Below are 25,340 nucleotides of genomic sequence, written 5' to 3'. Positions count from 1 at the left end.
CGCGAGACGGTGGAGGAGTTCGAGGCGACCGTGGCCGAGATCGGGGCGAAGTACGGGGTGACGGTGGCGTAACCCACCGTGTCATCCCGGAAGCCGCAAAGCGGCTGTCCGGGACCCATAGACCCAGGTGGCGTAGGAATGGCGCGGCGGCCGCCGCCGAGCTCGTTCCAGAAACGATGGCGCGTATGGGTCCCGGACAAGCGCTGCGCGCTTTCCGGGATGACACGGATTTGTTGGAGCACCCTCAGACCCTCCCGGCCACGCTCTCCAGCGCCTCCGCCGGGCCGGCGCCCTCCAGGTGGATGCGGGACCACAGCGCGAAGAACAGCAGCGGCCAGCGGACGCCGTCGCCGCCGGCCTTGAACGCTTCGGGGGCGTCGGGCTTCACGCGGCGGATCGCGTCGATCTGGCCGATCCGCTGGGCGATTTCGGCGGCGCGGGGCGCGATCCAGGCCTCGACCGGGACGGTGAAGCCCTGCTTGCGGGCCCAGGGCTCGGCGGCCGGGCAGGCGCGCTCAAGCCACTTGCGCAGCAGCCATTTGCCGTAGCGGCCGCGCACCTTGAAGCGGTCGGGCAGCGGGAAGGCGAAGGCGGCCACCCCGGGGTCCAGGAACGGCGTGCGGCCCTCCAGGCCGTGGGCCATCAGGCAGCGGTCGAGCTTCAGGAGCAGGTCGTTGGGCAGCCAGGTGGCGATGTCGGCCCACTGCGCCTGCTGCAGGCGGGTGAGGGCTTTTCCTCCCATTTCTGGCGGCCCCTTGGCCTCGGCGCGCCAGCGGGCGATGGCGGCGGGGTCCGCGCCGCGGGGCTCCGCCGGCCGGCCGCCGAGCCAGGCGGGCCTCAGCGCCCGGCGATAGCGGCCGTAGCCGCCGAACAGTTCGTCGCCGCCCTCGCCGGTCAGGACGACGGTCAGCGTCCCCTTGGCGGCCTCGGCCAGCTTGTAGGTCGGCAGCGTCGCGTAGTCGGCGGTGGGGTCGTCCAGGGCCCAGGCGACCTCCGGTGCGATCCGCCAGAAGTCGGCCTCGCCGAACCGGGTCTCGCGCCAGTCGAGGTTCAGCGCCCGGGCCACCCGCTCCGCCTGCGCCCGCTCGTCCTTTGCGCCGGGGGCGTCGAAGCCGCAGGTGAAGGCCGTGACCGGCCGCTCGTTGAGGCGGGCCATCAGGGTGGCGATCGACGCCGAGTCGATGCCGCCGGAGAGGAACAGGCCGTAGGGCACGTCGGACCGCTGGTGGACGCGGACCGAGTCTTCGAGGACGGCGTCGAGATGTTGGAGCAATTCCCCTTCTCCCCTCGCGGGAGAAGGTGGCCTGCGAAGCAGGTCGGATGAGGGGGAGTGTCGATCAGTCGGCGTAACGGCGGGCGTCGCGCCAGAAGCGGCGGGCTCCCCCTCATCCGTCGGCCTTCGACCGACACCTTCTCCCGCGAGGGGAGAAGGAAGCCATCTCTGCCGCCAGTTGCTGACGATCCGCCCGTCGCGGACCTCGACCACCTCGCCCGGGGCGAGGCGGCGGAGGCCCTGGAACAGGGTGCGGGCGCCGAGGGTGTAGTTGAAGGCCAGCAGTTCCTTCGCCGGCTCGGGGTCGAGGACCGTCTGCATCAGGCCGGCCTTGAGGAAGGCCCGGGGTTCGGAGGCGAAGGCCAGGCCGCCCGCGTGCTCCATGATGTAGAGCGGCTTGATGCCGAACGGATCGCGGGCCAGCCAGGCGCGGCCGTCGCCGCCCATCAGGCACAGGGCGTACATGCCGCGCAGCCGCTCGAACGCCTTCTCCCCCTCGCGGGCGTAGAGGTGCAGCAGGGGCTCGAAATCCGAGCCGGTGGAGAGAACGTCGGCAAGTTGATGATCGCGCGCCAGTTCGACGTAGTTGTAGATCTCGCCGTTGCCGATCACCGTCGAGCCGGCGGCGTGCAGCGGCTGCCAGCCGCCCTCCAGGTCGATGATCGACAGCCGGGCGTGGGCCACGGCGGCGCCGGCCATCGCCTCCACCCGGATGCCGTCGGGACCACGGTGGGTCAGCGCTGCGATCATCTCGGCGGCCCGGGCGTCCGTCCCGCCGACCTGGCCCGCGATGCCGCACATTCAGGCCGCCCCGTAGTCGGAGAAGAGGGTCTTCCACTGCCCGATGACCGCGGCTTCCGAGAATTCGGCCGCCACCCGGCCGAGGCCGCGCTCGGCGAGCTGCGCCGCCCGCCTGGGCGCGGCCAGGAGCTGGCGGACGCCGTCGGCCAGGGCCTGCGCATCGTCGATGGGGACCAGCAGGCCGTCGCGGCCGTCCTCGATTAGCGCCTTGGGTCCCTGGCTGGCGGCCGCCACCACCGGCAGGCCGTGCGCCCAGGCCTGGATCACCACATTGCCGAGCGGCTCATAGCGCGAGGGGAAGACGCAGACGTCGGCCGCGCGGTAGAGCGCCGAGGGGTCGGTGCGCCAGCCCAGGAACCGCACCCGGTCCTCGACCCCCAGGGCCTGGGCCATGGCCTTCAGCTTGGCCTCCAGCGGCCCGACGCCGGCGATCCACAGGTAGGCTTCCGGCAGCTCGGCCAGGGCCTGCAGGCTGACGTCGTGGGCCTTCGAGTCGTGCAGCCGGCCCATGCCGAGCAGCAGGGGCGCGCCGGCGGGCGTGTCCAGGCTGGCGCGGTCCAGGGCCGCGCCGCCCTGGTTGGCGAGAGGGGGCGGGGCGGTGGCGAAGTTGGGGATGCAGCGCACCCGGCCGGCCGGCCAGCCCTGGCTCACGATCCACTCGGCGATGTCCTCGGTGTTGGCCACCAGCTCCTCGAAACCTGCGTAGTATTTGAGGTTGTAGTAGCCGCCCAGCCGGCCGATCCGCGCCCAGGGCCCTTTGGGCGTATGCCGCGCGGCGCGGTTCATCCAGGCCAGCAAGAGCTGGGCGCCCTGCAGGCGGGCGTAGCCGGCCGCCGCCGGGCGGGTGAGGATGTCGAGTGGGCCGCCGAAGCCCAGCGTCTTCACCGGCACGCCGGCCGCGGCCAGCGCCGCCTGGCGCCCGGCATGGCGGCGGATGGCCGCGGCCTCGCCGACGCCTGCCGCCTTCAGCGCGGTCACGAGGTCCACGAAGTAGGTTTCGGCGCCGCCGTCGCCGGAGGTTCCCAGGAGATGCAGCACGCTCATGTGTGGGCGCGACCCTAGCGGAGAGGCGCGCGCGACAGAAGGGGAGGGATGCGGCTGGGGGCATCTTCGGCGGCCGCCGCGCCTGGCCGCAGCCTTCGACGCCGCGCGGCCGGCGTCACAGCCATGTCCGGAACCCGACAAAATATGTTAAGTACCCGACATCGTTGGCTTCGGCCCGTGGGCGCCAACGGCTGAGAGACACTTTGTGCTCCCGCCTACGTGGGAGAGGCGTGATGCCGGGATACAGGCTCTATTTCATCGCCGACGACGGCCATATCGCCCAGGCCGCCGAGTTCGAGTGCGAGGCCGATGAGGAAGCAGTCCTTCACGCCGAGGATCAGCGGGAACACCGCACCCTGGAACTCTGGAGCGGCGTCCGCATGGTCGCCAAGTTCCCGAGGCGCCTGGACGCCTGATCGCCTCAAAGTTGGGCGGCTATGTCGGCTCCCGGGTGGTCCCTGGCCGCCGCGGACGTAGGATGGCGGCATGCCGAGCCAAACCCTCCACGATCTCTGCGACGAACCCCTGGTGGTCATCGTCCACCGGGGCGCCGTGGTGCTGAACGGGCCCGGCAACGTCGCCCTGGCCATGACCGTCGACGCGGCGGAGCGCTCGGCGGAACTGCTCGCCATGGCCGCCCAGCGGGCGCGGCGCGGCAATCGATCCGGCGAGTAGCGCCAAGCTTTCACCCGCCCTCTCCCGCTCGCCCCAAGGCGCTTGAAGCGCGGGGGTCGAAACCCTATAACCCGCGCCTTGCTCGCGCGGGGCCGTCCTGGCGGAGTGCGGCTGGGTAGCTCAGATGGTTAGAGCGGTGGATTCATAACCCACAGGTCGGCGGTTCGATCCCGCCCCCAGCCACCACGCCCTTTGGAGAGGCCCGCAAGCCTTGACCGCGCGGATCGCCGAGCTCGTCCAGGCCCTGACCGAGGCCCCCGACCAACCGGCCGAAGCCTATCTCGATCTTGGCCGCCACCTCTACCGGGCCGGGCGGTTCGCGGACGGCGAAGCCTGGACCGCGCGGGCCGTGGCCCGCCATCCGGACGCCCACGCGCTTTGGAACCTGAGGGGCGCGACCCTGCGGGCGCTGCGCCGCCCGGAGGAGGCGCTTGCGGCGCTGGACCGGGCGGTCGCGCTGGCGTCGGGCGAGGCCGGGGCCCGGGTCAACCGAGCCTCGGCGCTGATGGACCTGGGCCGACGGGACGAGGCCAAGGCCGCGCTGGGCGAGGTGGTGGCCGAGGCCCCGAAGGTCGTCGAGGCCTGGCTGCTGCTGGCCGGCCTGGCAGACACGGCCGCCGCCGCGGCGGTGCTGGACCGGGGGCTTGCGGCCAATCCCGGCGATGCGCGGCTGGCGGAGGCCAAGGTCCTGGCTTTGCGCGCGGCGGGCGATACGCCGGCCGCCGAGGCCTGGCTGGAGAGCCTGCCGCCGGCGCTTGCCGGGCAGGCCTGGGCGGCGTTCCACCTGGGCGACCTGCTGGCCGAGCGCGACCGGGGCCGGGCGATCGGCCTGCTGCGCCGCGCCCATGAGCTGGAGCCCAGCCTGCACCACCTGGCCCTGCTCGCCCAGACCCTGGCGCGGGACACCGGCGAGGGCGAAGGCGCGGCGCTGGACGAGGCCGACGGCCTGGCGCGGCAGGCGCTGGAAGCAGGGGGACTGAACCCCGGCCACCTGAAGATTCTGAGCGAGGTGTTCGCCCGTGTCTGCGCCTTCGACGACCTCGACCGGCTGGGGGACTTCCGGACCCTCGGCCGCCTCTGGGCGCAGAGCGGACGGCACACGGCGCTGCTGCGCCAGATGCCGCGGGTGGAAAGCCTCGACGATCGCCGCGAGCTCCTGGAGCAGCACCGCATCTGGGGCCGCGAGGTCGAGGCCAGGGCCGCGGCCGATCCGATCCGCAAAGCCCGGCCGCGTCCGGACGGAGGCCCCATCCGCCTGGGGTTCCTGTCGTCGGACCTGAGGCGCCATCCGGTAGGCTATTTCGCCCTGCCGCTGTTCGACCACCTGGACCGGGCGCGCTTCGAGGTCTTCGTCTATTCGTTCTTCCCCAGCGCGGCGGACGACCTGCAGCGGGACATGGCGGCCAAGGCCACGGCCTATCGCGTCCTGACGGAGATGTCCGCGCGGGCGGCGGCCCAGACGATCGCCGACGACCGGCTGGACATGCTGATCGAGCTCGGCGGCACGACGGCCATGAACCGCCTGGAGGTGATGGCCTGGCGCGCGGCGCCGCGCCAGGCGAGCTGGCTGGGCTATCCGCACTCGGCGGGCCTGGCCGCCATCGACCACATGGTCTGCGACCCCTTCAACGTCCCGCCGGATCCCGGCCTGATGCTGGAGGCGCCCCTGGTGCTGCCCCGCACCTGGATCGCGCTGGGGCGCGCGGTGTTCGCCGACCAGCATCCCATCGAGGCCGGACTGCCCGAGGACCGCGCCGGGGCGCTGACCTTCGGGACCGCCGGCAATCCGCACAAGTTCAACAGGCCGACCCTGGCGGCCTGGGCGCGGATCACCGCGGCGGTCCCCGGCGCGCGGTTCGCCTTCGTGCGGCCGGAGGGCGGAGCGGAGACCTTCCGCCGGCGCATCCTGGCGGCCTTCGCCGCGGCGGGGGTCGGCGAGGACCGGGTGATCTTCCACCCCGTGCGCGGCGGGCACATGCCGCTCTACAACGGGATCGACATCAGCCTGGACACCTTCCCCCTGACCGGCGGCGCCACCACGGCGGAGGCCCTGTGGATGGGTGTGCCGGTGGTGAGCCTGAAGGGCCCGGCCTTCTATGAGCGCCTCAGCCATTCGATCCTCAGCAACGCCGGCCTGGGCGACCTGGTGGCCGAGGACATCGCGGGCTTCGAGCGCATCGCCCTGGGCCTGGCGGCGGACCGGCCGCGCCGGGCGGCCCTGCGGCAGGGGCTGCGAGGTCAGATCCGACAGGGGCCGCTCGGCCAGACCGAGGCCTTCGCCCGCGACTTCTACGACGCCGTCGCCGCCGTGGTCGGGCGCGGCTGACGGCCGCATCGGCGGCTCAGCGCGGATCGTAGACCTTCGGCGCAGCGCCGAGGGCGACGGGGCCGAGGGTCGTGCGGCCGGCCTGGAAGTTGAGCGTCGCCTGGGCGGTGTCGCCGCTCTGGCGGGCCTGGACCACCGCCGCAGCCGACTGCGCCGGGCCCTGCTCGATGACGCCCTCGGAGCTCATGGCGCTCAGCGCGCGCGGCGCCTGGCGAAGGGTGACGTCCAGGGCGCCCGAAAGGCGGCCGTCGCCGCCGACGCCCAGGCTGCCGGAGCGGACGCCCAGCACGGCGTCGCCGGCGGTGATCCCGGCCTCGCGCACGGTCATCCGCCCGCCTGCGTCGGCCCAGCGGCGCACGGCGTCGGGCCAGTCGCGGCCCTGGAAGGCGCTCATCTTCGACAGCGTCGAGTTCCAGACCATGGAGATCGGCTTGCCGCCGGCCACCCGGGCGAAGAGACCCGAGAGCCGCGCCTTGCCGTTGTCGAGGCGGGCGAAGACGCCACCCTCGTCGTCGGGGCCGGCGCGCAGGTGGAATTCCACCCGGTCGGCCGAGCTGAGGGCGAAGGGCTGGGCGCCCGGCTGCGGCGTGAAGCTGAGCCTGGTCCCTTCGAACGAAAAGCTCGGCGGGCGCGCGGTCAGGTGCGTCAGGCTGGCGTGGATCACCTCGCCCTTCACAGCCACCGGTCCGCCCACCGGGCGCACGAAGGTGAGGCCCGCCGGCGCGGCGATCATCCAGTGGGTCAGGGCGTGCATGTAGGCCTCGCCCTCGATCCGCGGCGCCTCCAGGCCCCAGCCGGAGGGCTCGCGGGCGCTGACGTCGGTGAGGGTGACGTCCATGCGGAACGGGTAGCCGCCGATCCGGCGGTCTCTCCAGGTGATCCGGTAGCCGGCCTGGTCCAGGGCCGCCACGGCGGCGTCCATCCGGCTGGCGGCCTGGCCGCGGCCCCAGACCCAGGCGCCGCTCCAGACGGCGATCAGCAGGGCGAGGGCGGCGAACGGCAGCCAGAGGCCGAGGCGGCGGGGTTTGCGGGCGGGCGAGGGATCGGGCACAGACATGGCCTCTCTATAGCCGCGGTGTGGGATGTCCGACGAGCTTTGGGTCTTCGGCTACGGGTCTTTGATGTGGCGGCCGGGGTTCCCGTTCGTAGAGCGTGCGCCCGCGACCTTGCCGGGACGCCGGCGGGCCTTCTGCATCTACTCGGTGCATCACCGCGGCACCTATGAGCGGCCGGGGCTGGTGCTGGGCCTGGCGCCGGGCGGATCGGTGCGCGGCGCGGCCTATCGGATCGCGCTGGCCGACTGGGCGGGCGTCCACGCCTATCTGATGGAGCGCGAGCAGCCGACCGAGACCTATGTGGAGGCGCGACGGAACGTGCGTCTGGCCGACGGACGGCGCGTCGAGGCCCTGGTGTTCCTCTCCGACGTGCATCACCCGCAGTGGGCCGGCGCGCTCAGCCTGGAGCAGCAGGCCGCCCTGATCGCCGGCGCGACGGGGCTGTCGGGGCGCAACGTCGACTACCTGCGCGACCTGGTGGAACACCTGGCGCAGGAGGGAGTCCGCGACCGCGCGATGGAAGCGCTGCTGGGGTTGGTGGAGCGGCTGGAGAGAGATGCTCCGCCTCAGGGGGAGTTGGCCCGGAGGGATTGAGGGGTTTCATCCCGGGCGCCGGCGATGTCGGTTATCGCGGACTCGGCTGAGGAAACCCCCTCCGTCGCGTCAAGCCACCTCCCCTGTGGGGGAGGATCGAGAGCCTACAACGGCAACAGCGCCGTGGACGCCGTCTCGATGCGCTCCTGCAGGACGCGCATGAACTCGGCGCGCTTCAGGCCGGGCGGGATCGGCTCGAGGTATTCGTAGACGATGGTGCCGGGGCGGCGCAGGACGCCGTGCGCCGGCCAGTGGACGCCGGCGTTGGTGGCCATGGGATGCACCGCCACGTCCAGCTCGCGGTAGAGGGCGGCGATGCCGGGCTTGTAGTCGCCGGCCACGCCCGGCTCTCCGCGGTGGCCCTCCGGGAAGATCACGAGCTGGCGCCGGTCGGCGAAGCGGTCCTTGGCGTCGGCGACCATCTTGCGCAGCGCCGCGGCCTGGCCCGCGCGGTCGACGACGATCATCCGCCCCTTGGAGGCGTACCAGCCGAAGAACGGGATCCACATCAGCTCCTTCTTGGTCACGAAGCAACTGTCGGGCAGCACCGTGAACTGCGCGAAGACGTCGAACATGCACTGGTGCTTGGGCGCGATCAGGGCGTGGGTCCTGGGGATGTGCTGGCGGCCGCGGAACTCCACGCGGATGTTGCAGACGACCCGCAGCAGCAGGATCACCACCCCCGACCAGATCGCCCAGGAGCGGACCATCCAGATCCGTGGCCCCAGAACCAGCGGCAGGATCAGCAGCACCCAGAACACCGACCACAGATAGAACAGGGCCGTGAACAGCAGGGATCGGACGAGGAGCAAGGTCAGCCCTTTTGCGGCGCCGCGGGCGTGGCGCGCGGGCCCAGGCCCAGCACCGCCTCGCGGCCGAGGATCGCCAGATACTTGCAATACTCCACCGCCAGCAAGCGCGCCGCCCCGGGCGAGCGCCACCACGCGCGGCTCTTCAGCGCCGCGGTAGGGGTCGCATAGGTCTGCAGGGCGAAGTCCGGCGGGCGCAGGACGGCGCGCAGCTCCAGCATCGCGCGCGGCATGTGGTAGTCGGAGGTGACGACCGTCAGGCTGCGGTAGCGCATGGTCCGCGCCCATTCGGCGGTCTCGCGCGCATTGCCCACGGTGTCGGCCGCGGTGAAGCCCAGGTCCACGCAGCAGTCGTAGAGCCGGCGCACCGTGCCGGAGGCGGTTCGCAACTGCTCGCGGCTGACCTCGCGGTTGACGCCGGAGACCAGCACCCGATGCCCGCGATGCTCGGCGAGGAGCTGGACCGCCGCGGCGATGCGCTCGTTGGAGTTGGCCCCGGTCAGGGCGACGATGCCGTCGGCCGGGGGCGGCTCGGGCAGGGGCGTCGACTGCTGGACGCGCGCGGCGAAGGCGAAGAGGCCGGCCGTCCAGATCAGCGCCAGCACCAGCAGGGCGGCCAGCGTCCTCATGGCATCGCCCGGATCAGGCCGACCGCCGTGAGCTGCGCCGCCACCGCCGCCACCATGGCGGCCAGCAGGGGGCAGGGGACCACGGCCAGGAGGTCGCTCCAGGCCAGCGGCAGGGCGGGCGTCAGGCCCTCGCCGCCGCCGGCGATCCGCAAGGCCGCGCCGAGCACCACGGCGGCGATCGCTCCGATGAGGCCCGCGTAGCCGGCCATCTGGGCGAAGCGCACCTGGAACAGCCGCGCGATGAAGCCGTCCTCCGCCCCGGCCAGATGCAGAACCTCGACCACGTCGCGGCGTGCGGCCAGGCCCGCGCGGGTGGCGAAGGCGATGACCGCGCCCGCCGCCGCGGCGATCAGCAGGAAGACCCCGACGCCCAGCCAGCGCACCAGCCCGCCGGCGCGGCGGATGTCCTTGATCCAGATGGAGTGGTCGTCGACCGTGGCGTCGACGTTCTGGCCGGCCAGGGCGGCGCTGAGCTGCTTCGCGCCGGCGGGATGGCGCCCGTCGAGGGTCACGGCGACCAGCCGCGGCACCGGCAGGTCCTCGAGGTCGCTGACGTCGCCCAGCCAGGGGCGGATCAGGTCGTAGGCCTTGGCGGGTTCGAGCGCGCGGGCCTCGGCGACCCCGGCGGTCCCGGCCAGGACCTCGGCGGCGCGGGCGGCGGCGGCGTCCGGCGTCTCCCCGCCGCGCGGGCGCACGATCACCGTGGCCTCGCCGGTGAGCTGCCCGGTCCAGCCGGCGGCCGCGCGGTCGGCGGCGAGCACCCCCATGGCGGTCAGGCAGGCCAGGAAGCAGAGCACCGCGACCACGAAGATCAGCGCCCCGTCGCGGGTCTCCCGCTCCGGCAGGAAGGGCGCGGGCCTCCAGCGCTGGACGTCGAAGATCTCGCTCATGCGAGCGGCCCCTGCGCGGGGCGGGCGCTGATCCGGCCGTTCTCCAGCAGCAGCACCGGGCGGCCGGAGCGGGCGATCAGGTCCTGGTCGTGGGTGGCGATCAGCACGGTCGTACCGAGGCGGTTCAACTCCACGAACAGTCGAAAGATGCGCACCGCCATGTCGTGGTCGACGTTGCCGGTGGGCTCGTCGGCCAGCAGGATGTCGGGCCGGTTGACCACGGCCCGCGCGATCGCCAGCCGCTGACGCTCGCCGCCGGCCAGGGTGGCGGGCATGGCGTGCATCCGCTGGCCCAGCCCCACCCAGCTCAGGAGCTCGGCCACGTCGTTGCGGTAGTCGGCGGGCTTGCGCCCGGCGATCCGCAACGGCAGCGCGGCGTTGTCGAAGGTCGAGAGGTGCTCAAGCAGCACCAGGTCCTGGAACACCACCCCGATGCGGCGGCGAAGCTGCGGCTTGGCGCTGGCTGGCGCGTGGGCCACGTCCTGGCCGAACAGGTGCACCAGCCCCTTCGAGGGCTGGGCGGCGAGGTAGATCAGCTTGAGCAGCGAGCTCTTGCCGGCGCCCGAGGGGCCGGTGACGAAGTGGAACGAGCCCGGCGCCAGGCTGAAGTTGAGGCTGGTCAGCACGTCAGGCCCACGGCCGTAGCGCATGGAGACGTCGTCGAAACGGACGACATCTTCGGCGACTCGGCTTGCCGCCGGGGCAACGGGGTTTCTGGACATGGAGACCGAAATCGGCGACCTCGGATGGGAGGCTGCGGGAGCGTCCGATTCGAGTGTCATGATACTGACCTGTCCAGAGTGCGCCACCAGCTATTTCGTGGACGACTCACGGATCGCGGCGGCTGGGCGCACCGTGAAGTGCTCCAACTGCGGCGCCCGCTGGACGGCGCTGCCGGAGGGGGCCGAGCCGCCCGCGCCGCCGCCGCCCAAACCCGCCCCGGTCGTCGCGCCGCTGCCGCCGCCCGCGCCGCTGGATGAAGTGGTGTTCGAGGCGCCGCCGGCCGCGCCGGTGGTCGCCAGCAGGCCGTCCGCCCCGCGGCGCGAGGCCGGGGGCAAGGTCCTGGTCTGGGCGATCGCCGCCGTGGTCGTCGCCGGCCTCGTCGCCGGGGCCGTCGTCTTCCGCGCCCAGGTGGTCCGGCTGCTGCCGGCCAGCCAAGCGGCCTATGCGGGCCTCGGCCTGCCGGTCTCCCCCCTGGCGATCGAGCAGGTGCGGGCCGACGCCGGTTTCCAGGGCGGCCATCCGGCGCTATCGGTCACCGGCCAGCTTCGCAACCCGCGCGACCAGGCGGCCAATGCGCCGGCCCTGCGGGTGAGCCTGCTGGACCGCCTGGGCAAGCCCGTCGCGGTCAAGATCGCCCGCCCGATCGACGCCGCCGTGCCGGCGCGCTCGGTGCGCCACTTCGCCATCTCCATCGTCGACCCGCCCGCCGCGACGCACGATCTGGAGGTCAGCTTCGAACCGGCGGGCAAGACGCGGCCCGTGGCGGTCGCCCTTCCCGCGGCGGCGGCCGCCCTGCCGGCCCCCAAATGACCGACACAGCCCCTGCCGTCCTGTTGAGCCAGGCCGAGATCGCCGAGCGCGTCGAGGCCCTGGCCCGGATCGTCGCGCCGCGGACCGACGACGAGACGGTGGCCGTGTGCCTCCTGACCGGCGGCCTTTGGTTCTGCGCGGACCTGACGCGGGCCCTCTCGCGGATGGGCCGCAACCTCGGGTTCGACGCCCTGTGGCTGGCGTCCTATGGCGACGCGCGGGCCAGCATGGGCCGCTGCGAGGTGCGCGCCGACCTGCAGCGCCCGCTGGCCGGGCGCCGAGCCCTGGTGGTGGACGACGTATTCGACACCGGCCTGTCGCTGTCCGAGGCGGCGCGGCTGGTGCGCGACGCCGGGGCCGCCGAGGTGCTGACCTGCGTCTTCGCCAGCAAGCCCTGGCCCACCAGGCGCGCCATAGAGCCGGACTTCGTCGCCTGGGAGGCGCCTGCCCGATTTTTGGTCGGTTACGGGATGGACGCCGCCGGAGCCTATCGCGGGCTCCCCTATATCGGGGCCCTGGACTAGAGAACCGTCACGAGATCGCCGCATCCAGGCGCCATCCCCCGCGTTCTATCCCCATGGGAGCAACGAAGTTGATAAGACGTGCGGCCGTCATGGCGGCCCTTTCGATGCTGGCCGCCTGCAGCCAGTCCGGATCCTCCAGCGGCCCGGCGGCGGACAAATTCGCCGGGCTCGACAACGAGATCCTGAGCTGGCGCAAGCAGATCATCGCCGCCGATCCGCTGTGCAAGGGCACGGCGGAGGACCAGAAGTGCCAGACCTTCGAAGTCGCCTGCAAGGCCGAGCGCACCGTCACGGCGGAGGATCAGGCCAAGGGAATCACCGCGCGCGTCGTCACCGCCATTACCTGGAACGGCTTCGATCCCAAGCTGAAGCAGGCCCAGGCCGGATCGCGGACTTCCGAGTTCGCCAAGGGCCCGTCGGGCTGGACCCGCGCGGACCATGCGCCGGTGAACATGTCGAGCTGCGCCGACCTTTAGGCCGACCCCTCCCGGTCTCAATCGTCATCGGCCTGCGCATCCGGCCACCCATGAACACCGCGGTTGCGGAAGGACCCGGGACAGGGTCTAGGCGCGGGCCCGGCTCGCGCGGCGTCTCCGAGCCGGCGGCGCGACGGTCGCAAAGGCCAGGGCCTCGACCGCGGACATCGGGCGACTGACCTCCTGCGCTTCCTGGCATCCCTCATCCGCCAGCAGGCCGTGCTGGCGTTCGTCCTGAACGCCTTCGGCGGCGACCGTCAGCCCGAGGCCTGCGCCTAGGCCGACCAGGGCGCGCACGATGGCGGTGGACTGGACGCTGTCGCCCATGGCCTGCACCAGGCTGCGGTCAATCTTGATCCGGTCGATCCTGAAGTTCCGCAGGTGGTACAGGCTCGAATAGCCCGTTCCGAAGTCGCTCAGGGCGATCTTGACTCCCGAATCGCGGATCGCCCCAAGCACCCGCTGGGCGCCGTCCAGGTCGGCCACCATGGCGCTCTCGGCGATTTCAAGCTCAAGCCGGGCGGGCGCGAGGTTCGCCGCGCCGAGGATCTTCAGCAGGCGCAGGCCGAAGGTGCGATCCTTCAACTGCGCCGGCGACACGGGGAAGGACAGGGCGACGTGCGGGCCCCAGGCGACCGCATCCCGCGAGGCGCGGCCCAGCAGGTCGTCGGTCAAGCGCCCGATCAGGCCCGCCGCTTCGGCGATGGGGATGAATCGCCAGGCGTCCAGCACGCCCAGGCGAGGGTGGCGCCACGTCGCCATCGCCTCGAAACGCGTCAGACGCCCGGATTTCAGGTCCATGCAGGGCTGGTAGAGCACCTCCAGGTCCGCCGAGCCGATCGCGTCGCGCAGGTCACGTTCGAGCTGGTCGCGTTCCTGGATCCGGCGATCCATGTCGGGCTCGAAGAAGCGCAGGGCGCTGACGCCCTCGCCCTTGGCGCGGTAGAGCGCCACGTCGGCGCGCCGCAACAGGGTTTCGGCGTCCGAGCCGTCCAGCGGCGCGAGCGCGATGCCGATGCCGGCGCCTATCCGGTGTTCCGAACCGCCGGCGTTCACCGGGGCCTCCAGGCTCTCGATGATCCGCCGCGCCAGGCCGGTGGCGGCCTCGGCGCCCGACAGATGCCGCGCCAGGACGGCGAATTCGTCCCCGCCGAGCCGCGCGACGAGGTCGTCTTCGCGCACCGCCTTGCGCAGCCGAAGGGCTGTCTGCACCAGGGCTTCGTCCCCCACCGGATGGCCGTGGACGTCGTTGATCCGCTTGAACCCGTTCAGGTCGAGCATCAGGACGGCGTGCACGGCATCGGCGCCGGGAGGCGCGGCGAGCGCGGCGTTCAGGGCTGCGTCGAACTGTCGCCGGTTGGGCAGGCCCGTCAAAGGGTCTTCGAAGGCGAGCGCCCTGGCCTCGTTCTCGGCCGCGCGGCGGCGGGCGACCTCGCGGCTCTGCGCGCGCATCCGCGTCCAGGCGAACAGGGCGAAGCCCAGCGCGCAGACCGCGAACACCTCGTCGAGTTCGAGGACGCCTTCGCGCACCCCGTTGGTTTCATTGGGGAAGACGTCGATCTGCCACGCGGCGAGCAGGCCGGCTCCGACCACGGCGGCGATCATGGCGGCGTCGATGAGGGTGAACCGATGTCGGAGGATCATCGCCTTGAGCTCCGATGCGGTGGGAAGGCGCAGGGTCATCCGCGCCATCCTGAACCGCCGGGCTGTCGGGAGTCTTAAGATCGCAACCGGAAGTCGTGGGCGCCGTTCCCGCTGCGCCTGATCGGCGGCGCGGGGCGAGATCCAATTCTCTTCCGCTATCGAACAGGTTCAACGAGAGGAACGAGGCTTCGCCTCAGAGCCAGGGCGCGCTCCGTTCCCTCGCCAGCATGTCGTCGTAGGTGGGGCGGGGCCGCACGACCGCGTAGTCGGCGCCCTTCACCAGCACCTCGGGGACCAGCAGGCGGGAGTTGTACTCGCTGGACATGGCCGCGCCATAGGCCCCGGCGGTCATGAAGGCCACCAGGTCGCCGGCCTCCAGCGGTGGCAGCAGCCGGTCGCGGGTGAAGGTGTCGCCGGTCTCGCAGATCGGCCCCACCACGTCGTAGGGCTGCGGCTCGCCCTCCCGCGGCCTGACCGGGCGGATGTCGTGATAGGCGTCGTACATGGCCGGCCGCAGCAGGTCGTTCATCGCCGCGTCGAGCACCAGGAACTTGCGCCCCTCGGGCCGGGCGTGAACGTGCTGCACGCGGGCCACCAGCACGCCGGCGTTGGCGGCGATCATCCGGCCGGGCTCGAAGGCGAACTGGATGGTGGGCAGGCCTGCCATCACCCGGGCGATCATGGCGGCGTAGTCGGCCGGCGCAGGCGGGGTGGGCGCGTTGAAATAGGGGGCCCCCAGGCCGCCGCCCAGGTCGAGGCGCTCCACCGACAGGCCTTCGGCGCGCAGCCGCTCGACGAGGGCGCGCATCTTGCGGAAGGCGGCCTCCAGCGGAGCGAGGTCGGTGATCTGGCTGCCGATGTGGCAGGCGACCCCCACGGGCCGCACGCCGGCCATGTTGGAGGCCTGGGCGTAGAGCCGCTCGGCCTCGGCGAGGGAGACGCCGAACTTGTTCTCGGCCTTGCCGGTGGAGATCTTGGCGTGGCCGCCGGCCTCGACGTCGGGATTGACCCGGATGGCGACGGTGGCGCGCTTGCCGAGCCGTTCGGCCACGGCGTCGACCAGGCGCAGCTCAGGCTCGGATTCCAGGTTGATCTCGGCAACCCCGGCCTGCAGGGCGAAGGCGATCTCCGCCTCGCTCTTGCCGACGCCGGAGAAGACGATGCGCTCTGGCGGCACGCCGGCGGCCAGGGCGCGGCGGACCTCGCCCTCGGACACCACGTCGGCGCCGGCGCCGGCCTTGGCCAGGGTGCGCAACACGGCGACATTGGGATTGGCCTTCACCGCGAAGGCGACCAGCGGGTCCTTGAGCCCGGCGGCGACGAGGGCGTCGCGCAGCACCGTGAAGTGCCGCTCCAGGGTGGCGGAGGAATAGACATAGACGGGCGTGCCGACGGCCTCGGCGATCTTCGCCAGCGGCGTGTCCTCGCAGTAGAGCTCGGGCCCCCCGTGCTCTCCGTCTCCGAGCTCGAAGTGGTTCATCGCGGATTGGCGTAGGGGTTCGGCAGGGCGCCTTGCGGGCCGAGGGCGAAGGGGTTCTGGCCGGAGCCTTCGATGGGCAGGGTGCGCGGCGGCGCCGGGTCGGTGGAGGCGTCGCGCGGATCGACGGTGTCGACGGGCCGCTGCGGGTCCTGCGCCTGGCGCTGCTGTTCGCTGGCCTGGCGGTCGGTGGCGCGGCCGGCGCCGTTCAACGGTCCGGGCTTTTCGAGCTGGCCCAGCTTGCCGCAGGCGGCGAGGGGCGCGCTCAGGATCAGCAGGGCGGCGCCTGCGCGAATGAAGGTCCGGGGGCTCATGCGAGGATTTCCTTCCAACGCTGGATCTGGGCGCGCACCTGGTCAGGCGCCGTCCCGCCATAGCTCGTGCGACTGGCCGCCGAAGCCTGCGGCGTCAGCACCTTGTAAACGTCCTTCGTGACGCGCGGCTCCAGGGCCTGGAGCTCGCCGAGCGGCAGGCCGGGCAGGTCGCAGCCCAACTGCTCGGCGCGCTTCACCGCCGCCCCGGTGACGTGGTGGGCGTCGCGGAACGGCAGGCCCAGCTCGCGGACCAGCCAGTCGGCGAGGTCGGTGGCCGTGGAGAAGCCGGCGCCGGCGGCCTTGGCCATGTTCTCGATGGCGGGCTGCATGTCCGCGACCATCCCGGCCATGGCGCGCAGCGACAGCTCGAGCGCGTCGAAGGCCTCGAAGGCGGGGACCTTGTCCTCCTGCATGTCCTTCGAATAGGTCAGCGGCAGGCCCTTCATCACCACGGCGAGCTGGGTGAACGACCCCAGCATCCGGCCGGCCTTGGCGCGGACCAGCTCGGCCGCGTCGGGGTTCTTCTTCTGCGGCATGATCGAGGAGCCGGTGGTGAAGGCGTCGGTCAGGGTGATGAAGCCGAACTGCGGCGTCATCCAGACCACGATCTCCTCGGCCAGGCGCGACAGGTGGATGGCGGTGATGGCCGCCGCGGCCAGGGCCTCCAGCGCAAAGTCGCGGTCGGCGACGGCGTCCAGCGAATTGGCCGCCGGCCGGTCGAAGCCAAGCGCCTGGGCCGTCATGTGCCGGTCGATCGGGAAGGGCGAGCCGGCGAGCGCCGCGGCGCCCAGGGGGCTTTCGTTCATGCGCGTGCGGGCGTCGGCGAACCGCGAGGCGTCGCGGCCGAACATCTCCACATAGGCCATCAGGTGGTGGCCGAAGGTCACCGGCTGGGCCGGCTGCAGGTGGGTGAAGCCCGGCATCAGGGTCGCGGCGTGCGGCGCGGCCTTGGCGACCAGCGCCTTCTGAAGCGCCCGGATCTGGGCGACGGTCCTGTCGCAGGCGTCGCGCACCCACATGCGGAAATCGAGCGCCACCTGGTCGTTGCGCGAGCGGGCCGTGTGCAGCCGCCCCGCCGCCGGCCCGATCAGCTCGCGCAGCCGGGCCTCCACGTTCATGTGGATGTCCTCGAACTCCTCGCGGAACGGGAAGGTCCCGGCGTCCATCTCGGCGGAGATCGCCGCCAGGCCGCCCAGGATCGCTTCGGCGTCCTGGCTTGTAATGACCCCGGTCTTTTGCAACATCGCCGCGTGCGCGCGGGACCCCTCCAGGTCCTGCGCCGCGAGCCGGCGGTCGAAGCCGATGGAGACGTTGATCGCCTGCATCAGCTCGGCCGGCCTGTCCGAGAAGCGGCCGCCCCACATCGCTTGGCCCCCAGAATCGTTCTGGCCGGCCGGCGTCTTGGGAGCGTCAGAGGAGTCGGTGGTCATATGAACGATCAGTCCGCGGGCAAGCCCAGGGGCGGGGTCCTGACATGGGCCCTCTGGGGCGCCGCTGCTATAGGCGTCGCCGCGGTTGTCTACATCATAGCCCAGTCGTCGACCAAGCCGGTGGCGCAAGGCCCCGCCGGAACCTCCGGCGCCGTCGCCACGGCCCCGCAAACCCACGACGTCGCCAAGAAGCTGGAGCACCCCGCCGACGGGTCCGCGCCGCCGGCCTATGTCTTCTTCGACGACAAGGGCAAGAAGCTCACCGCCGCCGATTTCAAGGGCAAGGTGGTGGTGATGAACCTGTGGGCGACCTGGTGCGCGCCGTGCAAGCTGGAGATGCCGACCCTGGCCAAGCTGGCCCAGGCCTACGCCGGCCAGCCGGTGGCGGTCGTGGCGGTCAGCATCGACAAGGCCGACGCCCTGGAGCAGGCCAAGGCCTTCATCGCCGGCAACGCGCCGCTGGCCTTCTACAACGACCCGGACGCCAAGCTGCCCTGGGCGCTGAAGCCCCCGGCCAACGGCATGCCGACCACCATCATCCTGGGCAAGGACGGATTGGAGCGCGGCCGGATCTCAGGCGAGGCGGAGTGGAGCGGCGCGGGCGCCAAGGCCACGATCGACAGGATCCTGGCGCAGAGCTGAGAGAAATCCCGCCGATCAGGCGAGCTGACGGGCCTTCGCCGAGGCTTCCGGCTGGGCGGTGACCGCGCGCAGCAGGCCGACCAGCGAGGTCCGCGCCTCGGGCGCCATCAGTTCGTAGGCGGCGAGCAGTTCCAGGGCGCCGGGCGTGCGCATCCGTGTGAGCAGGTCGAGGTCGCCGGTGGTCTCGCGGTCGGGACCGTCCAGCACGTCCATCAGGTCGACGACCCGGCATTGCAGGGCGCGGGCGATCTGCACCAGGCGCGAAAAGGAAATCCGGTTCGCGCCGTTTTCGTACTTCTGGATCTGCTGGAAGCTGACGCCGCACTGTTCGGCCAGCGCTTCCTGGGAGATGCCGATCGTCCGCCTGCGGATGCGCACCGCGGCCCCCAGAGCCACGTCCATCGGGTCTGGCGCCTTCGTCGACGGGTCTGCCAATTCACTCTCCCGGCCGTCTGATTTCGCTGGAGGACGCTCCCCCCGAACGCCCTCTTTACGGCTCTACCATAAGTTAAGCTTAGGAAAACCGTGTTGAAAAGACCGTGTGCGACGAGCGGGTGCGACAAAATGCAACTTTCCCCGGCGGCGCATCGAGCGCCCGCAACCGTCGGGGCCCAGCAATCGCCGCGCCGCACGGTTAAGCACTTGGTCACCGAAGCAGCCCGAATTCCAAGGTCGGACGATTCGACGGCAACCCAAGGTCCCATGCGCACCATCCGCCTGCATCCGCCCTTCGACCACGGCGCGGCGCTTCGCGTGCCGCCGCCGAGCGACAAGGCGAGCTGGCGCGCGCTCTGGAAGTGGCTGGGCGAGGAGGCCTGTGCGGTGATCGAGGGCGCGGCGGTGCAGGTCCGCACGCCAGAAGGCCCGGTGGTCGCCCGGTGCGGCGACTGGATCGTGCTGTCGCATTCCGGCTCCTTCCACGTGGCCCACGCCGCCCGCGCGCACGACGCCTGAGCACGGCCGACTGACGTTTCGGGCCTGACCAAGGCCGCAGGAATCCGCCATAAGGCCGCGATGCCCGCGCCTTTCGACACCCTCGCCGCCGCCGCCGCCTGGTACGACGCCTGGCTGCGCGAGGCGGCCCTGCCGCTCTGGGCGGGCGCGGGCGTCGACCCGGCGGGCGGCCTCTTCCAGGAAACCCTGAGTGTCGCGGGTCTGCCGGTCGAGGCGCCGCGCCGCGCCCGCGCCCAGGCCCGCCAGGTGTTCGTCTTCGCCTCGGCGGCCAAGGCCGGCTATGGCGACCGCTGGCTGGCGACGGCCAAGACCGGCTGGGCGCGGTTCGTGAAGGCCTACCGGCGGCCCGACGGCCTGTTCATCAACCGCGCGGCGGGGGACGGCGCGCCGCTCGACGGCGAGGCCGACAACTACGAACAAGCCTTCGTCCTCCTGGCCATGGCGGCGCTGCGGGCGGCCGATCCCGAGCCCGCGGGAATGGAGGACGAGGCGCTGGCCGTGCTGGCGGCGCTGCAAGACCGGCGGGCCGCCGGCGGCGGCTTCCGCGAGAACGGAGCCCATCCCTACCAGGCCAACTGCCACATGCACCTGTTCGAGAGCGCGCTCGCCTGGGAGCCGCTCGGCGGCCCGGTCTGGGCCGGCCTGTCCGACGAGCTCGCGGCGCTCGCCATGACGCGGTTCATCGACCCGGACAGCGGCGCCTTGCGGGAGTTCTTCGACGCCGACTGGCGCGCGCTTCGAGGCGAGGGCGGGCTGGTCGAGCCGGGGCACCAGTTCGAGTGGGCCTGGCTGCTGGAGCGCTGGGGCCGCCTGCGGGGAGAGCCCACGGCCCTGGCGGCGGCGCGGCGGCTGTTCGAGAACGGCCTGCGCGGCGTCGATGCGGACCGCGAGGTGGCGGTCAACGCCCTGTGGGACGACTTTTCGGTGCGCGACGGCGCGGCCCGGCTCTGGCCGCAGACCGAGCACCTGAAGGCCGCCGTGGTGCTGGGCGACGCGGGTCAGGGGCTGCGGGCGGCCAGGGGCCTGGCGCAATACCTGGATACGCCCGCCCGCGGCGCCTGGCGCGACAAGCTTGGGCCCGACGGGCGCTTCGTCGAGGAGCCGGCGCCGGCGACCTCGTTCTATCATCTGATGGTGGCGATCCTGGAGCTCGCCGCCCACGCCGGGCCGCGGGCCTGAGGGGCGTTCAGCCGTCGCGGCTGTGGGCGAGGTGGCCCGCCAGATAGGTGCGCTCGATCGCCCTGTCGTCGCCCAGCACCTGCAGCACGAAGAGCTTCTCGGCCAGGGTCTTCGCCGCCGCTGTGCGCCGCGCCAGCAGGGGCGTCGCGGCCAGGTCGAGGACCAGGAAGTCGGCCTCCTTGCCGGGGACGAGGTTGCCCACCTGGCCGTCGATCCTGAGCGCCCGCGCCCCGGCCAGGGTGGCCAGGTAGAAGGCGTGCATGGGGTCGACCGTCTCGTCGGCCAGCTGGCCCACCTTGTAGGCCTCGCCCATCATGTGCAGCAGGGAGAAGCTGGCGCCGGCGCCGATGTCGGTGCCCAGGCCCACCGTGACCCCGCAGGCGCAGGCCTGCTTGAGGCTGAACAGGCCTGAGCCCAGCAGCAGGTTCGACGAGGGGCAGAAGGCCGCCGAGGCGCCGGCCCGCTGCATCCGGCCCAGCGCGTCCCTGGTGGTGTGGACGCAGTGGGCGAAGACCGAGCGGGGCCCGACCAGGCCGTGGCGGGCGTAGACGTCCAGATAGTCGCGGGCGTTGGGGAACAGCTCCCCGACGCGGGCGATCTCGGCCAGGTTCTCGCTCATGTGGGTATGGATCAGCACGTCCGGATGGGCGGCGGCGACCTCGCCGGCCATGGCGAGCTGGGCGTCGGAGGAGGTGACGGCGAAGCGCGGCGTCACCGCATAGCCGAGGCGCCCGCGGCCCCGCCAGGCGCGGATCAGCGCCTCGGTGTCGGCGCGGCCGGTCTCGACGGTGTCGGTGAGCGCGGCGGGCGCGTTGCGGTCCATCAGCACCTTGCCGGCGATCAACCGCATGTTGCGGGCCAGCGCGGCCTCGAAGAGTGCGTCCACCGAGGTCTTGTGGACGGTGCCGAAGACCAGGGCGCTGGTGGTGCCGTTGCGCAGCAGCTCGCCCAGGAAGAACGAGGCCGCCTCGTCGGCGTGGGCCCGGTCGGCGAAGGCCTGCTCGGCGGGGAAGGTGTGGGTGTTCAGCCAGTCGAGGAGCTGCGCGCCCCAGGCGGCGACCACGTCGGTCTGCGGATAGTGGATGTGGGCGTCGACGAAGCCCGGCACGATCAGCTTGCCCGAAAGGTCGATGACCGCGGTGTCGGGCCCAAGCGTCGGGGCGATGTCCTCATAGGCGCCGAAGGCCGCCACATGGCCGCCGTCGACCACCAGCAGCCCGTCCGCGTGCCAGGCCCAGGCCGCCTCGGCGGGCGCCCGGCAGGGGTCGTCCAGCATGTGCAGCAGGGACGCGCGATAGGCCTGGACGGTCACGGGCGGTGGAAAATCCCCTTGGCGGGCGACGGCGCGCCGCGCCCGCAGTCCTAGGCCGCCCAGGCGCGCGGAGCCAGCACCGCGTTGCGCCGGCCCGACAAAACGCAACCAATTCAGCGCCGTGCGCCTTTCAGGGTCAAGTTCGTAACGCTTGCCAAGTCAAATGGCCGGGTGTTTGATTTCCGCTCAAAGGCCCTATGCCGGCGAGCGGCGTGGGGCCTTTTCGATTCTGGAGGCGTGACAGCCAGCCATGGCCGGCAACAGGACATCGCACATCCGGCTCACCTCGCACCCGGGCGGCGGGTCGCAGAGCCGTTTCCCCATCCATTGGGACGCCAGGACCGCCCGCGAGCGCGGCCCGGTCATCGCCACGCCCAACGCCGGGGCCGACCGCAACGCCGTGGGCGCGCACGGCGGCGCCTATTCGATCTATCGCGCCCTGGCGATCTCCGCCGGCGCCATGGCCGCCGAGACGCGGCCGGAGCTCGCCGACACCTATCCGGTGGTCCCCATCGGCCCGCACGCCCAGTGGCATGAGCCGGGCAAGATCGTCAGCCTCGATCCCTGGGGCCACCGGGTGGCGGAGGACTTCGCCGCCGAGCTGGCCGAGGGCGTCGACATCCGCCCGACCATCGCGGTCACCAAGGCGCGCATCGACCTGCCGGAGATCCACGAAGCCATCGCCAAGGGCCGGCTGAAGGTCGACGGGACGGTGGTGCGCGAGAACGGCGACGTGGCGGTGACCAAGGCCGCCATCGACCCGGTCTGGTATCTGCCCGGCGTCGCCGAGCGGTTCGAAGTGGACGAGCAGCAGCTTCGCCGCACCCTCTTCGAACAGACCGGCGGCATGTATCCGGAGCTGGTCACCCGGCCGGACATCAAGGTCTTCCTGCCGCCGATCGGGGGCATCACCCTCTATATGTTCGGCGACCCGGCCCATGTCGGCAACCGGCGCTATCCGCTGACCTGCCGCGTCCACGACGAGTGCAACGGCTCCGACGTGTTCGGCTCCGACATCTGTACCTGCCGCCCCTACCTGACGCACGGCATCGAGGAGGCGACGCGCCAGGCCCAGAACGGCGGCACGGGGCTGATCGTCTACAACCGCAAGGAAGGCCGCGCGCTGGGCGAGGTGACCAAGTTCCTGGTCTACAACGCCCGCAAGCGCCAGCCGGGCGGCGACCAGGCGGCGACCTATTTCGAGCGCACCGAGTGCGTGGCGGGCGTCCAGGACGCCCGCTTCCAGCAACTGATGCCGGACGTCATCCACTGGCTGGGTATCCGGCGGATCGACCGCTTCGTGTCGATGTCCAACATGAAGTACGACGCCCTGGTGAAGGGCGGGGTCGAGATCGGCGAGCGGGTGCCGATCCCCGACGACCTGGTGCCGCCGGACGCCAGCGTCGAGATGGAGGCCAAGAAGGCCGCCGGCTACTTCACCCCCGAGGCGCCGCCCACCAAGGCCGACCTGAAGAAGGTCGTGGGCCGCGACTTGAAGGAATTCTGAGCGCAGTCCCCCAGCCCCGCTCGGCCCCGCGAAAGCGGCGACCCAGGTGCTTTTCGTTCTCTGTGATCCTCCGTTTCAAGGAGTCCCGGCTTGGCCGGAAAAGACACAAAAAGCCTGGGTCGCCGCTTTCGCGGGGATGAGCGGGATGTCGAGGCGGCCCGAACCCTCCTCACCGCCGCGGCGGTGCGCGAGCGGGCCCACGAGATGCTGGCCGCGGCCCTGGCGGGCGAGGTGGCCGAGTGGCGGGTGGACCTGGGCCGGCTGGACGCTGCGGCGGACCTGACCGCGCAGGTGGTGCGCGAGGCCTATCCGGATCTGAACGTGCCGTTCCACGCCCGCTGGCGGCATTTCCGCGTCGAGGGCCGCGACCTGTGGGCCGAGCGGGACAAGCCCTGGTCGGATTCGCGAGATCAGGCGCGCGCGGCCTTCGATCTGGCGATCACCTCGGTGTTGCTGGACGCCGGCGCAGGGCCGGACTGGCGCTTTCGCGACGCCGCCACCGGGGCGACGCTCTCGCGATCCGAGGGGCTGGGCATCGCCTCGTTCCGGATGTTCGAGGCCGGCGCACTGTCGGCGAATCCGAGCGATCCGCTACGGGCGGACGGGCTGGCGGCGATCGACGCGGCGGCGCTCGCCAAGGCGTTCCAGGCCTCGCCCGGCAATCCGCTGGTCGGCCTGGAGGGCCGCGCGGCCCTGCTGCGGCGGCTGGGCGAAGCGGTGGGCCGGCCCGGCGACCTGTTCGACGTCATGGCGGCGCGCGCCGCGGACGGCCGGCTCCCCGCGCCGGTCATCCTGGAGGTTCTGCTACAGGCGCTGGGGCCGATCTGGCCGGGGCGGCTGAGCCTCGGCGGCGCGCCCCTGGGCGACTGCTGGCGGCATCCCGCGATCCGGCGCGACGACCCGAGCGACGGCTTCATGCCGATCCACAAGCTCTCGCAGTGGCTCGCCTATTCGCTGATCGAGCCGCTGGAGGCGGCCGGGATCGCGGTGGTCGATATCGACGGGCTGACGGGCCTGGCGGAATACCGCAACGGCGGCCTGTTCGTGGACACCGGCGTCCTGGCCCTGGCCGACCCGCAAGCCGCCGGCCGCCCCAATCCGGTGGAGGGGCCGCTGGTCGTGGGCTGGCGGGCGCTGACGGTGGCGCTGCTCGATGCGATTGCGCCTATGGTGCGCGAGCGGCTGGGCGTGGCCGCCGAGGCCTTCCCGCTGGCGCGGGTGCTGGAGGGCGGCACCTGGGCCGCCGGGCGGCGCATCGCCAGGCGTCTTCGGGCCGACGGCGGGCCGCCGATCGCCGTCGTCAGCGACGGCACTGTCTTTTGAGAGGTCCCATGAAGGGCGTCACCGTCGTCGACCACCCGCTGGTGCAGCACAAGCTGACGCTGATGCGGAAGAAGGACACCTCGATCAAGAGCTTCCGCGAGCTGCTCAAGGAGATCGGCGCGCTGCTCTGCTACGAGGTGACCCGCGACCTGCCGCTGGAGGGCGTCGAGATCGAGACGCCGATGCAGACCATGTCCGCGCCGCAACTGGCGGGGAAGAAGCTGGTCTTCGCGCCCATCCTGCGCTCCGGCATGGGCATGCTGGACGGCATGCTGGAGCTGGCGCCGGCCGCGCGGGTGGCGCACGTCGGCCTCTATCGGGACCCGGCGACGCTGGAGTGCGTGGAGTACTACTTCAAGGCGCCGGCCGACCTGGAGGATCGCCAGGTGGTGGTGATCGACCCGATGCTGGCCACCGGCAACACCGCCATAGCCGCCGTCGACCGGCTGAAGGAGGCGGGCGCGCGGTCGATCCGCTTGGCCTGCCTGCTGGCCGCGCCGGAGGGGATTTCCAAGTTCCAGGGGCACCATCCGGGCGTGCGCATCTGGACCGCGGCGGTGGACGAGCGGCTGAACGACCACGGCTACATCCTGCCCGGCCTCGGCGACGCCGGGGACCGGATGTACGGGACGCGGTAAGGGTCAGGCTCCGAAGATCCAGCCGGGTGTCAGAGTCGAGAGCTGGACGCCCACCAGGATGACCTGGTTGCCCGCGCCCATGTCGATGACCGTGTCGGCGCCGACCTGGCTCAGGCTGTAGGTCGTGCCGGGGTCCAGCATCACGCGGTCCCCCTCGGCCTGGTTGAAGTCCAGGATCCTGTCGACGCCCGCATCCTGGCTGGAATGGAAGATGTCGGCGCCTGGGCCGCCCGCCTCCGTGTCGTTGCCGCGGTCGCCGGAGATGAAGTCGTTGCCCGCGCCGCCCTGGAT

At 72.1% G+C, this 25,340-nt stretch carries 26 protein-coding genes, 1 tRNA gene and 1 pseudogene; 14 read left to right on the top strand and 14 right to left on the bottom strand.

Annotated elements, in window-relative coordinates:
- Window positions 1-244 precede the first annotated feature (244 nt).
- Window positions 245-2,074 carry an asparagine synthetase B family protein gene (locus tag VNW53_RS10900; RefSeq protein ID WP_325555665.1) on the bottom strand — a complete coding sequence of 610 codons (1,830 nt, stop codon included), beginning with the start codon at window positions 2,072-2,074 and terminating at the stop codon, window positions 245-247.
- A complete protein-coding gene (locus VNW53_RS10895) occupies window positions 2,075-3,118 on the bottom strand; it encodes a glycosyltransferase (protein WP_325555663.1) in 1,044 nt (347 codons plus the stop codon).
- 233 nt (window positions 3,119-3,351) lie between these two features.
- Here VNW53_RS10895 and VNW53_RS10890 point away from each other — a divergent pair, with 233 nt between their 5' ends.
- From VNW53_RS10890 to VNW53_RS10875, 4 genes are all read left to right on the top strand, one after another.
- Window positions 3,352-3,534, top strand: a complete 183-nt coding sequence (locus VNW53_RS10890; RefSeq protein ID WP_325555661.1) for a hypothetical protein — start codon at window positions 3,352-3,354, stop codon at window positions 3,532-3,534.
- Window positions 3,535-3,604: 70 nt separating this feature from the next.
- Window positions 3,605-3,793 (top strand): hypothetical protein, encoded by a 189-nt coding sequence (locus VNW53_RS10885; protein WP_325555659.1) that lies wholly within the window; start codon window positions 3,605-3,607, stop codon window positions 3,791-3,793.
- A 109-nt stretch (window positions 3,794-3,902) separates the two neighbouring features.
- Window positions 3,903-3,979 (top strand) — tRNA-Met (locus VNW53_RS10880).
- Between the two features lie 25 nt (window positions 3,980-4,004).
- On the top strand, window positions 4,005-6,119 hold the full coding sequence (locus VNW53_RS10875; RefSeq protein WP_325555658.1) for a tetratricopeptide repeat protein: 2,115 nt from the start codon (window positions 4,005-4,007) through the stop codon (window positions 6,117-6,119).
- A 16-nt stretch (window positions 6,120-6,135) separates the two neighbouring features.
- Here VNW53_RS10875 and VNW53_RS10870 read toward each other — a convergent pair whose 3' ends face one another.
- A complete protein-coding gene (locus VNW53_RS10870) occupies window positions 6,136-7,176 on the bottom strand; it encodes a DUF2125 domain-containing protein (RefSeq protein ID WP_325555657.1) in 1,041 nt (346 codons plus the stop codon).
- A gap of 25 nt (window positions 7,177-7,201) precedes the next feature.
- On the opposite strand from VNW53_RS10870, the gene VNW53_RS10865 reads away from it, so the two are divergent.
- A complete protein-coding gene (locus VNW53_RS10865; RefSeq protein WP_325555656.1) occupies window positions 7,202-7,768 on the top strand; it encodes a gamma-glutamylcyclotransferase in 567 nt (188 codons plus the stop codon).
- 104 nt (window positions 7,769-7,872) lie between these two features.
- Here the strand turns inward: VNW53_RS10865 and VNW53_RS10860 are convergent, their stop codons facing one another.
- From VNW53_RS10860 to ftsE, 4 genes are read right to left on the bottom strand one after another with little or no spacing between them, the layout of a single operon-like run.
- Entirely contained in the window at window positions 7,873-8,580 is a 708-nt protein-coding gene (locus VNW53_RS10860; RefSeq protein ID WP_325555655.1) for a lysophospholipid acyltransferase family protein, read from the bottom strand.
- A 2-nt stretch (window positions 8,581-8,582) separates the two neighbouring features.
- Window positions 8,583-9,206 carry a YdcF family protein gene (locus VNW53_RS10855; RefSeq protein WP_325555653.1) on the bottom strand — a complete coding sequence of 208 codons (624 nt, stop codon included), beginning with the start codon at window positions 9,204-9,206 and terminating at the stop codon, window positions 8,583-8,585.
- Complete coding sequence (locus tag VNW53_RS10850; RefSeq protein ID WP_325555652.1) at window positions 9,203-10,096, bottom strand: ABC transporter permease; 894 nt, start codon at window positions 10,094-10,096, stop codon at window positions 9,203-9,205. The genes VNW53_RS10855 and VNW53_RS10850 overlap by 4 nt, the downstream gene beginning before the upstream one ends.
- A complete protein-coding gene (gene ftsE / locus VNW53_RS10845; protein ID WP_325555651.1) occupies window positions 10,093-10,818 on the bottom strand; it encodes a cell division ATP-binding protein FtsE in 726 nt (241 codons plus the stop codon). The genes VNW53_RS10850 and ftsE overlap by 4 nt, the downstream gene beginning before the upstream one ends.
- Here ftsE and VNW53_RS10840 point away from each other — a divergent pair.
- The 3 genes from VNW53_RS10840 (at window position 10,745) to VNW53_RS10830 (ending at window position 12,629) form a co-directional block, all read left to right on the top strand.
- Window positions 10,745-11,629, top strand: coding sequence for a DUF3426 domain-containing protein (locus tag VNW53_RS10840; protein WP_325555650.1), 885 nt, complete (start codon window positions 10,745-10,747; stop codon window positions 11,627-11,629). The two genes, ftsE and VNW53_RS10840, sit on opposite strands and share 74 nt — an antisense overlap.
- Complete coding sequence (locus tag VNW53_RS10835) at window positions 11,626-12,153, top strand: phosphoribosyltransferase (RefSeq protein WP_325555649.1); 528 nt, start codon at window positions 11,626-11,628, stop codon at window positions 12,151-12,153. Before VNW53_RS10840 ends, VNW53_RS10835 begins: the two co-directional genes overlap by 4 nt.
- An 89-nt stretch (window positions 12,154-12,242) precedes the next feature.
- Window positions 12,243-12,629, top strand: coding sequence for a hypothetical protein (locus VNW53_RS10830; RefSeq protein WP_325555647.1), 387 nt, complete (start codon window positions 12,243-12,245; stop codon window positions 12,627-12,629).
- Between the two features lie 87 nt (window positions 12,630-12,716).
- Here VNW53_RS10830 and VNW53_RS10825 read toward each other — a convergent pair whose 3' ends face one another.
- The 4 genes from VNW53_RS10825 to argH form a co-directional block, all read right to left on the bottom strand.
- Window positions 12,717-14,312 carry a putative bifunctional diguanylate cyclase/phosphodiesterase gene (locus tag VNW53_RS10825; RefSeq protein ID WP_325555646.1) on the bottom strand — a complete coding sequence of 532 codons (1,596 nt, stop codon included), beginning with the start codon at window positions 14,310-14,312 and terminating at the stop codon, window positions 12,717-12,719.
- Between the two features lie 154 nt (window positions 14,313-14,466).
- Window positions 14,467-15,753: a diaminopimelate decarboxylase gene (gene lysA, locus VNW53_RS10820; RefSeq protein ID WP_325555645.1), complete on the bottom strand. Its 1,287-nt coding sequence runs from the start codon at window positions 15,751-15,753 to the stop codon at window positions 14,467-14,469.
- Window positions 15,750-16,064: a hypothetical protein gene (locus tag VNW53_RS10815; RefSeq protein WP_325555643.1), complete on the bottom strand. Its 315-nt coding sequence runs from the start codon at window positions 16,062-16,064 to the stop codon at window positions 15,750-15,752. Before VNW53_RS10815 ends, lysA begins: the two co-directional genes overlap by 4 nt.
- Window positions 16,061-17,494, bottom strand: a complete 1,434-nt coding sequence (gene argH, locus VNW53_RS10810) for an argininosuccinate lyase (RefSeq protein WP_325555641.1) — start codon at window positions 17,492-17,494, stop codon at window positions 16,061-16,063. The genes VNW53_RS10815 and argH overlap by 4 nt, the downstream gene beginning before the upstream one ends.
- Between argH and VNW53_RS10805 the strand changes: the two genes are divergently transcribed.
- Entirely contained in the window at window positions 17,495-18,136 is a 642-nt protein-coding gene (locus VNW53_RS10805) for a TlpA disulfide reductase family protein (RefSeq protein WP_325555640.1), read from the top strand. It abuts the gene before it with no gap.
- A 15-nt stretch (window positions 18,137-18,151) separates the two neighbouring features.
- Here VNW53_RS10805 and VNW53_RS10800 read toward each other — a convergent pair whose 3' ends face one another.
- On the bottom strand, window positions 18,152-18,538 hold the full coding sequence (locus VNW53_RS10800) for a helix-turn-helix transcriptional regulator (RefSeq protein ID WP_325555639.1): 387 nt from the start codon (window positions 18,536-18,538) through the stop codon (window positions 18,152-18,154).
- 300 nt (window positions 18,539-18,838) lie between these two features.
- On the opposite strand from VNW53_RS10800, the gene VNW53_RS10795 reads away from it, so the two are divergent.
- Together VNW53_RS10795 and VNW53_RS10790 are read left to right on the top strand one after the other, a co-directional pair.
- The gene (locus VNW53_RS10795) at window positions 18,839-19,090 is read left to right on the top strand and encodes a hypothetical protein (RefSeq protein WP_293372338.1); all 252 of its coding nucleotides are present in this window, start codon (window positions 18,839-18,841) and stop codon (window positions 19,088-19,090) included.
- 60 nt (window positions 19,091-19,150) lie between these two features.
- On the top strand, window positions 19,151-20,269 hold the full coding sequence (locus VNW53_RS10790) for an AGE family epimerase/isomerase (protein ID WP_325555636.1): 1,119 nt from the start codon (window positions 19,151-19,153) through the stop codon (window positions 20,267-20,269).
- A gap of 7 nt (window positions 20,270-20,276) precedes the next feature.
- Here the strand turns inward: VNW53_RS10790 and guaD are convergent, their stop codons facing one another.
- Window positions 20,277-21,581: a guanine deaminase gene (gene guaD, locus VNW53_RS10785; RefSeq protein ID WP_325555635.1), complete on the bottom strand. Its 1,305-nt coding sequence runs from the start codon at window positions 21,579-21,581 to the stop codon at window positions 20,277-20,279.
- Window positions 21,582-21,831: 250 nt separating this feature from the next.
- Here guaD and VNW53_RS10780 point away from each other — a divergent pair, with 250 nt between their 5' ends.
- The 3 genes from VNW53_RS10780 (at window position 21,832) to upp (ending at window position 25,049) form a co-directional block, all read left to right on the top strand.
- On the top strand, window positions 21,832-23,088 hold the full coding sequence (locus VNW53_RS10780; protein ID WP_325555634.1) for a GTP cyclohydrolase II: 1,257 nt from the start codon (window positions 21,832-21,834) through the stop codon (window positions 23,086-23,088).
- Between the two features lie 90 nt (window positions 23,089-23,178).
- The gene (locus VNW53_RS10775) at window positions 23,179-24,411 is read left to right on the top strand and encodes a DUF1688 family protein (RefSeq protein WP_325555633.1); all 1,233 of its coding nucleotides are present in this window, start codon (window positions 23,179-23,181) and stop codon (window positions 24,409-24,411) included.
- Between the two features lie 8 nt (window positions 24,412-24,419).
- Window positions 24,420-25,049, top strand: coding sequence for a uracil phosphoribosyltransferase (upp, locus tag VNW53_RS10770; RefSeq protein WP_325555632.1), 630 nt, complete (start codon window positions 24,420-24,422; stop codon window positions 25,047-25,049).
- 3 nt (window positions 25,050-25,052) lie between these two features.
- On the opposite strand, the pseudogene VNW53_RS10765 reads toward upp, so the two are convergent.
- Window positions 25,053-25,340 (bottom strand): annotated as a pseudogene (locus VNW53_RS10765) (1,3-beta-glucanase); the annotation flags it as partial.

The sequence above is a fragment of the Phenylobacterium sp. genome, from assembly GCF_035569475.1.
Taxonomy (GTDB): domain Bacteria; phylum Pseudomonadota; class Alphaproteobacteria; order Caulobacterales; family Caulobacteraceae; genus Phenylobacterium.
This window is presented reverse-complemented; position numbering and strand designations above follow the sequence as displayed.

Coding starts and splice junctions, on each gene's coding strand:
- upp (WP_325555632.1), top strand. CDS start 24,420: ATGAAGGGCGTCACCGTCGTCGACCACCCGCTGGTGCAGCACAAGCTG.
- ftsE (WP_325555651.1), bottom strand. CDS start 10,818: ATGTCCAGAAACCCCGTTGCCCCGGCGGCAAGCCGAGTCGCCGAAGAT.
- VNW53_RS10835 (WP_325555649.1), top strand. CDS start 11,626: ATGACCGACACAGCCCCTGCCGTCCTGTTGAGCCAGGCCGAGATCGCC.
- VNW53_RS10890 (WP_325555661.1), top strand. CDS start 3,352: ATGCCGGGATACAGGCTCTATTTCATCGCCGACGACGGCCATATCGCC.
- VNW53_RS10790 (WP_325555636.1), top strand. CDS start 19,151: ATGCCCGCGCCTTTCGACACCCTCGCCGCCGCCGCCGCCTGGTACGAC.
- VNW53_RS10855 (WP_325555653.1), bottom strand. CDS start 9,206: ATGAGGACGCTGGCCGCCCTGCTGGTGCTGGCGCTGATCTGGACGGCC.
- argH (WP_325555641.1), bottom strand. CDS start 17,494: ATGACCACCGACTCCTCTGACGCTCCCAAGACGCCGGCCGGCCAGAAC.
- VNW53_RS10780 (WP_325555634.1), top strand. CDS start 21,832: ATGGCCGGCAACAGGACATCGCACATCCGGCTCACCTCGCACCCGGGC.
- VNW53_RS10840 (WP_325555650.1), top strand. CDS start 10,745: ATGGAGACGTCGTCGAAACGGACGACATCTTCGGCGACTCGGCTTGCC.
- VNW53_RS10900 (WP_325555665.1), bottom strand. CDS start 2,074: ATGTGCGGCATCGCGGGCCAGGTCGGCGGGACGGACGCCCGGGCCGCC.
- VNW53_RS10830 (WP_325555647.1), top strand. CDS start 12,243: ATGGCGGCCCTTTCGATGCTGGCCGCCTGCAGCCAGTCCGGATCCTCC.
- VNW53_RS10870 (WP_325555657.1), bottom strand. CDS start 7,176: ATGTCTGTGCCCGATCCCTCGCCCGCCCGCAAACCCCGCCGCCTCGGC.
- VNW53_RS10815 (WP_325555643.1), bottom strand. CDS start 16,064: ATGAGCCCCCGGACCTTCATTCGCGCAGGCGCCGCCCTGCTGATCCTG.
- VNW53_RS10850 (WP_325555652.1), bottom strand. CDS start 10,096: ATGAGCGAGATCTTCGACGTCCAGCGCTGGAGGCCCGCGCCCTTCCTG.
- VNW53_RS10800 (WP_325555639.1), bottom strand. CDS start 18,538: ATGGACGTGGCTCTGGGGGCCGCGGTGCGCATCCGCAGGCGGACGATC.
- VNW53_RS10895 (WP_325555663.1), bottom strand. CDS start 3,118: ATGAGCGTGCTGCATCTCCTGGGAACCTCCGGCGACGGCGGCGCCGAA.
- VNW53_RS10885 (WP_325555659.1), top strand. CDS start 3,605: ATGCCGAGCCAAACCCTCCACGATCTCTGCGACGAACCCCTGGTGGTC.
- VNW53_RS10795 (WP_293372338.1), top strand. CDS start 18,839: ATGCGCACCATCCGCCTGCATCCGCCCTTCGACCACGGCGCGGCGCTT.
- VNW53_RS10865 (WP_325555656.1), top strand. CDS start 7,202: ATGTCCGACGAGCTTTGGGTCTTCGGCTACGGGTCTTTGATGTGGCGG.
- VNW53_RS10825 (WP_325555646.1), bottom strand. CDS start 14,312: ATGACCCTGCGCCTTCCCACCGCATCGGAGCTCAAGGCGATGATCCTC.
- lysA (WP_325555645.1), bottom strand. CDS start 15,753: ATGAACCACTTCGAGCTCGGAGACGGAGAGCACGGGGGGCCCGAGCTC.
- VNW53_RS10805 (WP_325555640.1), top strand. CDS start 17,495: ATGAACGATCAGTCCGCGGGCAAGCCCAGGGGCGGGGTCCTGACATGG.